At 72.7% G+C, this 12,496-nt stretch carries 11 protein-coding genes; 2 read left to right on the forward strand and 9 right to left on the reverse strand.

Annotated features, from left to right (window positions below; translation table 11 throughout):
- Positions 1-79: 79 nt before the first annotated feature.
- The 7 genes from pheA to ACIA5F_RS01490 form a co-directional block, all read right to left on the reverse strand.
- On the reverse strand, positions 80-1,015 hold the full coding sequence (gene pheA / locus ACIA5F_RS01460; RefSeq protein WP_399347891.1) for a prephenate dehydratase: 936 nt from the start codon (positions 1,013-1,015) through the stop codon (positions 80-82).
- 41 nt (positions 1,016-1,056) lie between these two features.
- On the reverse strand, positions 1,057-2,331 hold the full coding sequence (efeB, locus tag ACIA5F_RS01465) for an iron uptake transporter deferrochelatase/peroxidase subunit (RefSeq protein ID WP_399347893.1): 1,275 nt from the start codon (positions 2,329-2,331) through the stop codon (positions 1,057-1,059).
- Between the two features lie 4 nt (positions 2,332-2,335).
- The gene (locus ACIA5F_RS01470; protein WP_399347895.1) at positions 2,336-4,456 is read right to left on the reverse strand and encodes a copper resistance protein CopC; all 2,121 of its coding nucleotides are present in this window, start codon (positions 4,454-4,456) and stop codon (positions 2,336-2,338) included.
- A gap of 22 nt (positions 4,457-4,478) precedes the next feature.
- Positions 4,479-4,976 (reverse strand): copper chaperone PCu(A)C, encoded by a 498-nt coding sequence (locus ACIA5F_RS01475; RefSeq protein WP_399347897.1) that lies wholly within the window; start codon positions 4,974-4,976, stop codon positions 4,479-4,481.
- Positions 4,973-5,623 carry an SCO family protein gene (locus tag ACIA5F_RS01480; protein WP_399347899.1) on the reverse strand — a complete coding sequence of 217 codons (651 nt, stop codon included), beginning with the start codon at positions 5,621-5,623 and terminating at the stop codon, positions 4,973-4,975. The genes ACIA5F_RS01475 and ACIA5F_RS01480 overlap by 4 nt, the downstream gene beginning before the upstream one ends.
- A gap of 64 nt (positions 5,624-5,687) precedes the next feature.
- The gene (locus ACIA5F_RS01485; RefSeq protein ID WP_399347901.1) at positions 5,688-6,398 is read right to left on the reverse strand and encodes a YcnI family protein; all 711 of its coding nucleotides are present in this window, start codon (positions 6,396-6,398) and stop codon (positions 5,688-5,690) included.
- 111 nt (positions 6,399-6,509) lie between these two features.
- Positions 6,510-7,325: a hypothetical protein gene (locus ACIA5F_RS01490; protein ID WP_399347902.1), complete on the reverse strand. Its 816-nt coding sequence runs from the start codon at positions 7,323-7,325 to the stop codon at positions 6,510-6,512.
- Between the two features lie 189 nt (positions 7,326-7,514).
- Between ACIA5F_RS01490 and ACIA5F_RS01495 the strand changes: the two genes are divergently transcribed.
- Positions 7,515-7,958, forward strand: coding sequence for an ATP-binding protein (locus ACIA5F_RS01495; protein WP_399347904.1), 444 nt, complete (start codon positions 7,515-7,517; stop codon positions 7,956-7,958).
- 156 nt (positions 7,959-8,114) lie between these two features.
- Here the strand turns inward: ACIA5F_RS01495 and ACIA5F_RS01500 are convergent, their stop codons facing one another.
- Positions 8,115-9,581, reverse strand: a complete 1,467-nt coding sequence (locus ACIA5F_RS01500) for an aminopeptidase P family protein (protein WP_399347906.1) — start codon at positions 9,579-9,581, stop codon at positions 8,115-8,117.
- A gap of 129 nt (positions 9,582-9,710) precedes the next feature.
- On the reverse strand, positions 9,711-11,324 hold the full coding sequence (locus tag ACIA5F_RS01505; protein ID WP_399347908.1) for a PP2C family protein-serine/threonine phosphatase: 1,614 nt from the start codon (positions 11,322-11,324) through the stop codon (positions 9,711-9,713).
- A 435-nt stretch (positions 11,325-11,759) separates the two neighbouring features.
- Between ACIA5F_RS01505 and ACIA5F_RS01510 the strand changes: the two genes are divergently transcribed.
- Positions 11,760-12,464 carry a bifunctional DNA primase/polymerase gene (locus ACIA5F_RS01510; RefSeq protein WP_399347910.1) on the forward strand — a complete coding sequence of 235 codons (705 nt, stop codon included), beginning with the start codon at positions 11,760-11,762 and terminating at the stop codon, positions 12,462-12,464.
- Positions 12,465-12,496: the final 32 nt, after the last annotated feature.

Here is a 12,496-nt window from a genome sequence, read left to right on the forward strand (position 1 = left end):
TTGTCGGGGACGCCCTGTCGACTTGTCCCCAGGGCGCCCCTCCGGCCTGTGGATAACTTCACGGGGTGCGGGCGGTGTCCTACGCCCGGCCGTCGAGACAGCGTGTCAGCCAGTCGGACGCAGCCGTGAAATCGCCGTCGGAGGTTCCCTGCCGGGGTGTGCGGACATCACCCTGAGCGACCCCGGCACGCGGGTAGGAGCCGAGGAAGCGGACCTGCGGGCAGGTGCGCCTGAGACCCATCAGGGCCTCGCCGACCCTTCGGTCGGAGACGTGTCCCTCCGCGTCGACGGCGAAGCAGTAGTTGCCGATGCCCTCGCCGGTCGGCCGGGACTGGATCAGCATCAGGTTGACCCCGCGCACGGCGAACTCCTGGAGGAGCTCCAGCAGCGCACCGGGGTGGTCGTCACCGAGCCAGAGCACCACCGAGGTCTTGTCCGCGCCGGTCGGGGCGGCGGGCCGGGCGGGCCGTCCGACGAGCACGAACCGGGTCTCGGCGTTCTCCGCGTCGTGGATCTCGGTGACCAGCGGCACCAGCCCGTAGGTGGCGGCGGCGAACTCGCCGGCGAAGGCGGCGTCGAAACGGCCCTCCTGGACCAGCCGGGCGCCGTCCGCGTTGGAGGCCGCCGACTCCCACACCGCGTCGGGCAGGTTCGCCCGCAGCCAGTTCCGCACCTGCGGCTGCGCGACCGGGTGCCCGGTGACGGTCTTGACGTCCGACAGCGTGGTCCCGGGCCGCACGAGCAGCGCGAAGGCGATGGGCAGCAGCACCTCGCGGTAGATCATCAACGGTTCGCCGGAGGCCAGCTCGTCGAGGGTGGCGGTGACACCGCCCTCCACCGAGTTCTCGATCGGCACCAGGGCCGCCGCGGCCTCGCCGTTGCGTACGGCGTCCAGCGCGGCCGGGACCGACACCATCGGGACGAGCTCCCGGGTCGCGGCTTCGGGGAGGGTGCGCAGGGCGGCTTCGGTGAAGGTGCCCTCGGGACCGAGATAGGTGAAGCGGGTGGCCGACATGCGGTCAGCCTAATACCGGGGCGCCGCCCACCGTGGGCTGTTCATCCTTCGAGCAGCCGCTGCCCGACGTACTCCCCGGTGCGGGGGCCGGGCGGGACCGCGTACAGGCCGCTGGACTCGTGCCGGATGAACGCCGACAGAGCGTCACCACGGTCGAGTTTGCGCTGGACGGGGACGAACCCGCGCAGCGGATCGGCCTGCCAGCAGACGAAGAGCAGCCCGGCGTCCGGGGCGCCGTCAGGGGCCGTCCCGTCGTGGAAGGAGAAGGGGCGCCGCAGCATGGCGGCCCCACCGTTCTGTTCGGGGGCGGAGATCCGGGAGTGGGCGTTGGCCGGGATGACGGGTTTCCCGTCCGGGCCGAGCTTGTCGAGTGCCATCGGGGTCTTCTCGGTGCCACCGGTCAGCGGCGCGCCGCTGACCTTGGTGCGGCCGATGACCTGCTCCTGCTGGGTGAGGGACTGCTGATCCCAGTCGTCGAGGAGCATCCGGATGCGCCGGACGACGGCGTACGAGCCCCCGGCCATCCACGCGTGCTCGGCGGGCCCCGGTCCGGTACCGGGGACGAAGACCCGCTTGTCGAAGTCGGGCTCGGAGGGCTTCGGGTTCGCGGTGCCGTCGACCTGACCCATGAGATTGCGGGCGGTCATCGGCGAGCCGGTGGCGCCGGGCGACCGGTTGAAGCCGTTCATCTGCCAGCGGACGCGGGCGGCGCCCCCGGTGTCCTTCTGGACGGCGCGCAGGGCGTGGAAGGCGACCAGGGCGTCGTCCGCGCCGATCTGAACCCACAGGTCGCCGTCGCTGCGCCGGGCGTCGATCCGGTCGGCGGAGAACTCCGGCAACGGATCGAGGGCGCCGGGGCGGCGGGCGATGAGGCCGGTGCGCTCGAAGAAGGAGTGGCCGAAGCCGAAGGTGACGGTGAGGGAGGACGGCCCGGCGTCGAGGGCGATGCCGGTGTCCGCGGTCGCGGAGGTTTCGCCCGCCATGAGCCGCCGGGCCGTGTCGGACCAGCGCCGCAGCAGTGCGGCGGCTTCCGTGCGCCCGGCACCCGGGGCGAGGTCGAAGGCGACGAGGTGGCCCTTGGCCTGCAAGGGGGTGGTGATGCCGGCCTGGTGTGCGCCGTGGAAGGCGACCTGGGTGGAGCCGAGGGAGGCCAGGCTCCCGGCGGCGCCGGGAGCCTGGCCCGCAGGGTCGGCGAGCGCGGAACGGGCCAGGGCGCCGCCGGTGGCGCCGAGCGCGAGCCCGGTGGCGCCTGCGGCACCGACGGTGCCCAGCAGCCGGCGCCGGGAGATCTCGATGTCGGGGTTGCTCTGGGTCACGCGGTCAGCCGATCTTCACGTTCTTCTGCACGGTCGTCTGGTCGATGTCGGAGGTACGGACGGTCACGTCGATGCGCCAGTCACCGGCCAGCGGCAGCTGTACACCGGTTGCGCTCCAGTGCCCGGGGGAGGCGCGGTCGGGCAGCAGCGGCAGCGGGCCGATGTCCTTGGCGGGGAGGGTGAAGGCCACCTTGACCTCGGGGAGGTCGAGGGGCTGCCCGTCCGGGGCGTCGGCCCAGAGGTGGAGGGTGTTGGCCCCGACCCGGCCCGGGTCGAGTTCGAGGCGGACGGTCCCCTTGCCGTTCGGGCCGCCGGTGTCGAAGGGCAGGGTGATCTTGACGGCGCGGTCCGGTACGGCGGTGGCGGTGGAGCCCCGGCCGGTCTCCTGTTGCGCCGCGCGGCCGGGTTCGGTGCTGGTGAGGACGGTGGTGACGGCGAGCAGCACCACGGCGACGCCCGCTTCGGCGAGGACGGAACGGCGCAGACCCGACCGGCCGGGGTCGGCGTCCCGGACCTGCTTCGCCCGCGCGTTCTCACGGGCGGCCCGCTGCCGGGCCAGCTGTGCGGCGCGCCGGGGGTCGGCGGGATCGTCGGCGGACTCCGTTTCACGTGAAACATCGCGTGAAACGGAGTCGGTGGTGGGTGCTGTTTCACGTGAAACGTGGGCGGCGAGTCCGACGGGGGCGGTGGCGGGTTCTGTTTCACGTGAAACACCGCTGTGCGTTTCACGTGAAACATCGCGTCCCTCGGCAGTCCCGGTCCGCTCTTCCGCCGGGGTGTCGGCGAGCCGTGCGGTCCATTTCCGGGAGAGGCCGGCGACGGCGACGAGGACGGCGACGAGGGCGATCTTGACGAGCAGCAACTGCCCGTAACCGGTCCCGGTGAAGGCGGACCAGCTGCCGAGCTGACGCCAGGACTGGTAGATGCCGGTCACGGCGAGCACCAGGACGCTGACGAAGGCGACCTTGGAGAAGAGCCGAACGGCTTCGCGCTCGATCCCCGGAACCTTGTGGAGGGCGACGAGCAGCGCGGTGAGGCCACCGAGCCAGGTGGCGGCGGCCAGCAGGTGCAGGATGTCGACGGGCATGGCGATGCCCGGCTGGATACCGGTGGAGGCGTGTTCGGCCAGGGCCCAGGTGGCGGCGATCCCCCCGGCGACGACGCTGCCGCCGATGGCGAGGCCGAAGCCGAGGTCACGGGTGTCCTTCGCGTTCCGCGCCTGCGCCGTGTCCGACGTATCCGCTGTATCCGCCGTGTCCGGGGCCTGCTGGGCTCCGGTGGACGGGGACGCAGAGTCCTGCCGGCGCCGGGCGTACGCGCCGAAGAGCACGGCGATGAAGAGCGCCGCGGCCCCCAGCAGCAGCAGCCGGGAGACGAGGGAGGCGCCGGTCTTGGTCTCCAGGACGGCCTTCAGCCCGGCGAGGTCGAACACGTCGGAGAACGTCCCGGAGCCGGTGTACGGGCTGCGCAGCACCAGCATGGCCAGGGTGGCGGCGGTGAGGGTGACCCAGGCGCGCAGGACGAGCTTCTGCAGGGACCGCTCGGCCACGCCCCGGCGCCAGCACAGCAGGATGAAGGCGGCGCCGCCGACGAGGACGACGAAGCCCGCGTAGGCGGCGTAGCGGGCGATCCCGTAGGCGATGCCGACGGGCCCACCGCCCGCCTGCGCGGTGGGGAGGGAGACCGCGGTGGCCGAGGGAGCGCCCACGGAGAAGGTGAACGCGCCGGAGATCGGGTGGCTGTCCGCGGAGACGGCCTGCCAGGCGACGGTGTAGGTGCCGTTGGGCAGACCGGGGTGGAGGGCGGTGCCGTAGCGGATGACGGAACCGCTGCACATGTCGCGCAGCTCGCCGGTGTCGACCCGTCTGCCCTGGGGGTCCAGGACCCGGATGGAGTCGTCGCCCATGGCGACCTGCTCGGAGAAGGAGAGGGTGACCTGGGCGGGAGCTGTGGCGACCACCGCCCCGTCCGTGGGGTCGCTCGCGGTGAGCGCGGCGTGTGCCGTGGCCGGGGCGGCCCCGGCGAACAGGGCCGCCAGCAGAGCTGCGAGGACCAGCGCGAGCCGTGGCAGGAGTGCCGTGGCGCGGGCGCGGGCGCGGGCCGTGGATGGGGTGGTGGCCGTCATGGCGTGTCAGTCCCTCGGTCCGTCAGTGGGCGTTGCCGCCGGTGGATGTCGGAGCCTGTGCGGTGTACGTCCGTTCCTTCACGTCGAGCTCGACCTTGACGGGGCCGGACTTCTCGAAGCGCAGCTCGACGGTGACCTTGTCGCCGACCTTCGGCGTGTTCTTGAGGCCCATGAACATGAGGTGGTCGCCGCCGCGCGCCAGCTTCAGTTCACCGTTGGCGGGCACGTCCAGGGACGGGACCTGCCGCATCTTCTGGTCCTTGGTCTCGTGGATCTGCAGATCGTCGGAGAGCGGGGAGGTGACGCCGGTGAGCTTGTCGGCCGTCCTGGAACCGTTCTTGATGACCATGAACGCGCCGGCCATCTTGTCGTTGACGGGTTCGGGCATGAAGGCGCCGCTGACCGAGAGCGCGGCACCGGCCGCCCCGGACCCCTCGCCGGAGTCGGAGGAGCAGCCGGATATGGCGAGCGCGGCCGTCAGGGAGAGGGCGGCGAGGGAGCGGGTGGTGCGGGCGTTCACGGGTTCTCCCCCTTGACGAGCTTCGGCAGGTCCTTGGTGTAGTCGTCGACGGTGGTGCCCTCCCCGTAGAGGACGTAGCCCTCGTCGGTCTTGGGCGAGAACGCGACGACCTGGGCGCCGTGCATGGAGACGACGCTGCCGTCGGCCTCCTTCTTGGGGGCCTCGATGCCGATGCCGAGCGCGCGTGCGGCGGTCTGGATGGTGGCGAAGTCGCCGGTGAGTCCGGTGAAGGCCGGGTCCTGCGACTTCAGCCACGAGCCGAGGGATTCGGGGGTGTCCCGCTCCGGGTCGGTGGTGACGAAGACGACCTGGAGGTTGTCCCGGTCGGCCTGGGGGAGGGCCCTCTTGGCGACGGCGATGTTGCTCATCGTCAGCGGGCACACGTCGGGGCAGTTGGTGTAGCCGAAGTAGATGAGTGTCGGCTTGCCCTTGGTCTGCTCGCGCAGGTTCCACGGCTTGCCGGTGGTGTCCGTGAGGACGATCTCCGGCTTGTCGAAGGGGCGGTCCAGGACCGTCGCGGCCTTGGTCCTGTCCTGGCCGGAGAGCTGGGTGACTCCACCGGTCTTGGCGGTTTCACCACCGCAGGCGGTGAGGGCGAGCGCGGCCGCCGCGACAAGGGCGGCGACCGTCACACGTGTGGTGCGCATGGAGAGATGTCCCTGGGGTCGGGGTGTTCGTTGGCGTTCGTGGTGCCGTAAGGGTCGCGGTGGGTCAGGCGGAGCGGCGGCGGGAGACGACGCCGAAGGCGACGCCGCCGAGGCCGATGACGATGCCGGTGATGCCGAGGGCGCGCGCGGTCGTGTCGGAGCTGCTCGCGGCGGCCTCGTCGGTGTGCTCGGCCCCGTGGGCCGTGGTCCCCTCGGCCTTGGCTCCGGCGCCGTGCTGGTCGTCGCCCTTGGCGGCGGTCAGCTTCAGGACGGGCGCCGGGCTCTGCGGTTCTTCCGCGCCTTCCTTGGTCTCCTCGATCCAGCGGACGACCTCGTTGTTGTCGTACGTCTGGATCGCCTTGAAGACCATCTGGTCGGCGGTCTCCGGCAGCTTGCCCACGGAGAGCGGGAACTGCTGGAACTTGCCGGGTTCGATCTTGCCGCCGGACCAGGTGACCTTGGTGACGGCTTCGTTGATCTGCTTGCCGTGCACGGTCAGCGGCTTGTCGAGCTTGCTCTTCTCGACGGTCACGGTCCAGCCGGGCACGTCCTGCGGCATGACGGAGGTGAGCGGCTGGTCGGTGGGGAAGCTGACTTCGAGCCGCGTGGTCGAGGCGTTGTCGCGCTCGTTGGGGACCTTGAAGCTGATCGTCGCGTAGCCGCCCTTGGTGGCCTCGCCGGGCTGCACGCTGACGTGGGCGAAGGCGGGTGCGGAGAGGACGAGGACGGTTGCGGCGGCAAGGGCGGCGGCGAGGGGGAGGCGCGAGGTCTTCATGGCGGAAACACTCCACGGAAGCGGTGGTGACGACGGCTCCGCGCACGGGCGCACGCGGAGGATCGCGGCACCGGTGCTCCCACCGTGTGCTCCGGGTGTGAGGGTGCCGCGTCAGGCTGCGAGGGCGAGGAGCATGGGCGGCCCGCGTCTGATCACCGTGTGCTGGAGGGTCTCCCGGCCGGTGGAGGCGGCGGGGTCCGCGGCGGTCCGGGGCGTCTGCGGGGCGCCGACGGGCGTGCCGGAGACGCCGGTGCCGAGGGTGCGTACGAGGGCCAGCGCGGTGCGCAGCGCGCGTACGGGGGTGGCCTCGGTGCCGAGCCGGGACAGTTCGAGGAGCCGGAAGAGCGCGGCGTCGCCGCGGCCCAGGAGCCAGCCGGCGGCCAGTGCGGCCAGCAGGTGGCCGAGGAGCATGGGCGGGCTGAACAGCCCGGTCGCGGGTTCCCCGGCGGGGGCCGGGTACATGTGCGCGTGGGCGCTGTGGGCCTGCGCCGTGGCCTGTGCGGCCAGGGCGGCCGGGTCCAGGCCGACGTTCTCCAGGATCTGCCGGGCGTCGGCCGGGCTGAGCGGTACGGAGTTGCCCCCGCACACCAGCCGGGCGGCGAGTGCGGCGAGCGAGGCGTCCGACTCGGCGGACGCCCGGGCGGTGGCCGTGGCGCCGTGCTGGCCGAGGCCGAACAGCGCGTGCAGTGCGAGCTGCCCGGCGGTGAGCCCGGCGCCGATGCCGGGCAGGGTGCGCGGGCGTCCGGCGAGCGGGGCGGCGACGGCGAAGACGGCGAGGAAGCCGAGGCCGAGGGACCACCAGGGCACGGTGGCACAGGATGCCAGGGCGTGCCCGGCCGCGGACAGCACGACACAGACCGCGGTGAACACCGCGGCCCGGATCAGCCGCAGGCCGGTTCCGGCCTGCGTCGCGTGGGGGGCAGTCATGGCCGGGCCATCATCGCACTGCCCCTGTGCCTTGCCCACGGCAGGTACGGGGGTCTTTTCGGTCCTCTTCGGGGGCGGCGGGGTCCGGTGGCCGGGCCGGGGATGTTCCGAAGAGCCGTATCGGCCGAATGAGGGCTCCGACGGACGCCCGGGGCTTACGGTCCGCCATGGGCGGCAATAGGTACCCGTATGAGCATCTGGTGGTCTCTCCACTTGAGGCGCGAAGCCGCGAGCGTGCCGCTCGCCAGGCGACTGCTGCTGGGGACGATGGAGACCGTGGGGGTGGACCCGGACATCTCCTTCGACCTGTCGGTGGCGCTGAGCGAGGCGTGCGCGAACGCGGTGGAGCACGGCGGTGGCGGCGGTGGACCGGGCCGGAGCGAGGCGTACCGCGTCACGGCCTACCTGGACGGGGACCGCTGCCGGATCGAGGTGACCGACTCGGGTCCGGGGTTCCCGCCCGCGACGGTGGCCCGCCACAGACCCTCCCTGGCCGAGCACGGCCGGGGGCTGCACCTGATCGAGGAACTCGCCGACCACGTCCGGTTCCGCAACCGGCCGGGCCGGGGCGCCGTGGTGAGCTTCGACAAGACGCTGAAGTGGCGTGACGGGGCGCTGCTGAAGGTCTCGTGACCGGCCGGACGCGCCGGTGGGCGGGACCTCGTACGAGATCCCGCCCACCGGCGGCGGAAAACGGGGCCGGAAACGGGGCCCGGGCCGAAGGAGCGGCCGGGCGGCGTCCGGGACGGGTTCGTCCGGGCGTGGCGGTGTCGGCCCTTCGCGGTGGTGTCAGCCCTTGAGGCGTGCCATCCAGGCCTCGACCTCGTCCGAGGCGCGGGGCAGAGCGGCCGACAGGTTCCGGTTGCCGTCCTCGGTGACGAGGATGTCGTCCTCGATCCGGACGCCGATGCCGCGGTACTCCTCGGGCACGGTCAGGTCGTCGGCCTGGAAGTACAGGCCGGGCTCGACGGTGAGGCACATGCCGGGCTCCAGTGTGCCGTCGACGTACGCCTCGGTGCGCGCGGCGGCGCAGTCGTGGACGTCCATGCCGAGCATGTGGCCGGTGCCGTGCAGGGTCCAGCGGCGCTGGAGGCCGAGTTCCAGGACGCGCTCGACCGGGCCCTCCAGGAGGCCCCACTCGACGAGCTTCTCGGCCAGGACTCGCTGGGAGGCGTCGTGGAAGTCGCGGAACTTCGCGCCCGGCCTGACGGCGGCGATGCCGGCTTCCTGGGAGGCGTGCACCGCGTCGTAGATCTTGCGCTGGATGTCGGTGTACGTGCCGTTGATCGGCAGGGTGCGCGTGACGTCCGCGGTGTAGAGGGAGTGGGTCTCCACGCCGGCGTCGAGCAGCAGCAGGTCGCCGGAGCGGACGTCGCCGTCGTTGCGGACCCAGTGCAGGGTGCAGGCGTGCGGGCCGGCGGCGCAGATGGAGCCGTAGCCGATGTCGTTGCCCTCGACGCGGGCGCGCAGGAAGAAGGTGCCCTCGATGTAGCGCTCGGACGTGGCCTCGGCCTTGTCGAGGACCTTCACGACGTCCTCGAAGCCGCGGACGGTGGAGTCGACGGCCTTCTGGAGTTCGCCGATCTCGAAGTCGTCCTTCACCGCGCGGGCCTCGGAGAGGTAGACGCGCACTTCCTCGTCGCGCTCGGCGGTGACCTTGTCGGTCAGGGCCTTCTCGATGACGGCGTCGTGGCCGCGGACGACGCGGACCGGGCCGGTGGCCTCGGTGAGGGCCTCGGGGAGTTCGCGGACGTCCTTGGCGGGGATGCCCAGGAGCTGCTCGGCCTCGGTGAGGGAGTGGCGGCGGCCCACCCACAGCTCGCCCTGGCCGGAGAGCCAGAACTCGCCGTTCTCGCGGTCGGAGCGGGGCAGCAGGTAGACGGCGGCGGTGTGGCCGCCCGCCGCGGCGGGCTCCAGGACCAGGACGCCGTTCTCGGTCTGGTCGCCGGTGAGGTAGGCGTACTCGGTCGAGGCGCGGAAGGGGTACTCGGTGTCGTTCGAGCGGGTCTTCAGGCGGCCCGCGGGGACGACGAGCCGCTCGCCGGGGAAGCGCGCGGACAGCGCGGCGCGGCGGGTGGCGGTGTGCGCGGCCTGGGGGATCGGCTCCAGGCCGTGCAGCTCGGTGTCGGCCCAGCCGGTGCGCATGCTCTCGGCGAGCTCGTCGCTGACGCCCGGGTACAGCCCGTTCTTGCGCGGCTTGTGCGTCTTCTGGGGCTGCTCTTCTTCCGGGGTCTCCGGGGTGAGCTCGTCAGCCACGTCTTCTCCTCAGCTACTACGGACACGGACCGGGTGTGGACCCCGTCCATCGTATGGGTGAGGGGAAGGCGACCGGAGAGCTGTGTGCCATATCGCACAAATGCCCTGGTCGGCCCTGATGGCCCCGGTTCAGTCGAAACGGACGGCGAGCAGCACCACGTCCTCCACCGTGTCCGGGGGACCGCCCTCGGCGCCGCCCTCCTCGGTGGTCTCCGCGGGCAGGACGGTCCGCAGGATGTGGTCGCAGAGGGCCGCCGGGTCGTCCCGGGCGGTCCGGGGAACCCCCGAGGCCGCCGCGTGCAGCCGGGCGTAGGCCAGGTCCATCGGGTCGCCGGTGCGGCGCAGCAGCCCGTCCGTGTAGAGCAGCACCGTTTCTCCGGGTGCGGGTTCGAACTCCACGCTCGGCGCCTCCCAGCAGGACAGCATCCCCAGGGGTGCGGAGAGCGAGGTCTCCACGTACTCGGTGCGGCGCTCGCCGATGAGCAGGGGCGGGGTGTGTCCGGCGCCCGCCAGGACGATCTTGCGCTGGGCGGGCTCGCAGTAGGCGAAGAGCGCGGTCGCCGAGCGGGCGGGTTCGGTCAGGCGCAGCAGCAGTTCCAGGTCGGACAGGACCGCGACGGGGTCCTCGCCCTCCATGACGGCGTACGCGCGCAGGGAGGCCCGCAGCCGGCCCATCGCGGCGACGGCGCCGGGTCCGGAGCCGGTGACGGAGCCGACGGCCAGGCCGAGCGCCCCTTCGGGCAGGGGCAGGGCGTCGTACCAGTCGCCCCCGCCGCGCGGTCCGGTGCGGTGGCGGGCGGCGAGGCGGACCCCGGGGAGCCGGGGCAGCCTGCTGGGCAGCAGTTCCTCGGCGAAGGTGGCCAGGCTCGCGCGGGCGCGTTCCACCTCCAGCATCCGGGCCAGGTGTTCGGCGGCGTGCCGGACGTAGAGCCCGGCGAGGTCGCGGCGGCGGTCGCCGGGCCCGGTCCGTTCGTCGTAGAGCCAGACGGCCGCGCCGAGCCGGCCGGTGCTCTGGGCGGTCAGGGGCAGGGTGTAGCTGGCGGTGTAGCCGAGGCGGGCGGCGACCTCGCGGTGGCGCGGATCGGCCGGGCCGGGGGCGCCGGTAGCGGGGGTGGCGGGGGTGGTGAAGCCGGTCGTCACCGTGCTGGCAGTGGCAGTGGCAGTGGCAGTGGCCGGGCCGGGTTCGGGGAGCACCTCGGAGCCGCCGTGGGCGCCGGGGTGTCCGTCGAGGATGCGGCCGTGGGCGGTCGCGCCGCGCGGGACGGTCTCGATGTGGCCGAGGTCGGCCCGGCTGAGGCCGAGGCCGGTCGTGACGGTGGGGCCGAGCCCGTCGGAGGGTTCCAGGACGACCAGGCCCCGGCGGGCGCCGACCAGGGCGGCTCCGGCGCGGAGGAACTCGTGGAGGGAGGAGTCGAGGTCCCGGGCGCGGGTCAGGCGCTCGGTGAGTTCGTGGAGCGTGGTGAGGTCCGAGACCATGCCCGCGAGCCGGTCCTGGATGAGGGAGCCCGGCCCGGGCGGAGGGACCGGGGCAGGGGTGGTGTGTACGGGTGTGGGCGCCACAGTGTGCGGTGACGTGGTAACTGCTGGATCGATTCCAGCCACTTTCGGCAGATGCGGGGCGCTCATGGCGTCCGCCTTTCCACCTGGTGCGATTCGCCACATAGCATCGCAAACCCCCAGATCGTGCTGCGCCGCCATCAAGAGACCCACATCTACACGCAGACACGGAGCGATGTCCAGCATTGCCCAGGTGGGAATCCTGGTGTCCACGAGGTGGCAACTCACGGTCCGGCCAAGGCTAGAACTTGGCCGGAAAAAGCCCGAAGCGAATGGTTTTTGCGGTCGACTGGGCGGGTGCCGGAGGGGGTTCGGGTACGTAATCGGCAGTGCCCGAGGTGAAGTTGACGCCTCCGGCGCTCGCGGGAGCCGCCACGGCGCCCGCCGGGAACCGTCCGGTGCGACGGCGTCGTCCTCGATGGCGGCGGCAGCGGTCGGGCGCGATGCCGGTACGGGCCGCGTTCCGCCCCGCCGGACGTTCGACGAACCCGTAAGAAAACTGCACGAACCGTGTGAACCTGCTCCCAGCAGACAGTGACGCGAAACGTGTACGTGTGGTGAGACACCACTCACATGGTGTGATGTGGCCCTTCGGCGTTCAACGGAAAGGAACGAGCGCTCATGCGCGAGATCCTCGGAAGGCGTCTCCAGCGGTTCCGCGATCGCTTGCACTCCCTGCGCCCCGCCCCGGGACGGAGCGGCCCGCCGTCCCTCCTGGACGCGGCGCTCACCGGCGCCACCGTATGGCGGTGGCCCGTACTGCCCGGCGTCGGCCGGTCCGGTACGGACGGTTCGCGGTGCGCCTGCCCCGACCCCGACTGCGTCGTCCCCGGCGCCCATCCCTGCGACCCGGGGCTGCTCGCGGCCACCACCGACCCCCGGATGGTGACCTGGTGGTGGACCAACCGGCCCACCGCCCCCCTGCTGCTGGCCACGGGCGGGGCCGCGCCCTGCGCGGTCAGCCTGCCGGCCACCGCCGCCGCGCGGGCCGTCGTCCGGCTGGAGGCGCAGGGCCTGCGGCTCGGCCCCGTCGTGGCCACGCCCACCCGGTGGTCACTGCTGGTGGAGCCGTACTCGCTGGAGCGGCTCGGCGAACTCCTCTACGCCAAGGACCAGGTGCCCTCCTCGCTGCGCTTCCACGGCGAGGGCGGCTACTTGCTGCTGCCGCCCTCCGCCGCGTCCGGCGGCGGGCAGGTGCGCTGGGAGCGGGAGCCGGTGGCCGACGGGGCGGCGGGCCCCTGGCTGCCCGAGGTCGAAGCGGTCGTGGACGCGCTGGTCGAGGCGAGCACCGGAGCGCCCGGCGGCGGCAGCCGCCTCGCGTACTGAGGCCCCCGGTGGTGACGGATCACTCGTACGGG

This window comes from Streptomyces sp. NPDC051567 (assembly GCF_044454165.1).
In the GTDB taxonomy this organism is placed as follows: Bacteria; Actinomycetota; Actinomycetes; order Streptomycetales; family Streptomycetaceae; genus Streptomyces.

What these genes read in the sequence shown, in the direction of transcription:
- pheA (WP_399347891.1), bottom strand. Translation starts at nt 1,015, where the DNA reads ATGTCGGCCACCCGCTTCACCTATCTCGGTCCCGAGGGCACCTTCACC.
- ACIA5F_RS01470 (WP_399347895.1), bottom strand. Translation starts at nt 4,456, where the DNA reads ATGACGGCCACCACCCCATCCACGGCCCGCGCCCGCGCCCGCGCCACG.
- ACIA5F_RS01480 (WP_399347899.1), bottom strand. Translation starts at nt 5,623, where the DNA reads ATGCGCACCACACGTGTGACGGTCGCCGCCCTTGTCGCGGCGGCCGCG.
- ACIA5F_RS01485 (WP_399347901.1), bottom strand. Translation starts at nt 6,398, where the DNA reads ATGAAGACCTCGCGCCTCCCCCTCGCCGCCGCCCTTGCCGCCGCAACC.
- ACIA5F_RS01490 (WP_399347902.1), bottom strand. Translation starts at nt 7,325, where the DNA reads ATGACTGCCCCCCACGCGACGCAGGCCGGAACCGGCCTGCGGCTGATC.
- ACIA5F_RS01495 (WP_399347904.1), top strand. Translation starts at nt 7,515, where the DNA reads ATGAGCATCTGGTGGTCTCTCCACTTGAGGCGCGAAGCCGCGAGCGTG.
- ACIA5F_RS01505 (WP_399347908.1), bottom strand. Translation starts at nt 11,324, where the DNA reads ATGCTGGACATCGCTCCGTGTCTGCGTGTAGATGTGGGTCTCTTGATG.
- ACIA5F_RS01510 (WP_399347910.1), top strand. Translation starts at nt 11,760, where the DNA reads ATGCGCGAGATCCTCGGAAGGCGTCTCCAGCGGTTCCGCGATCGCTTG.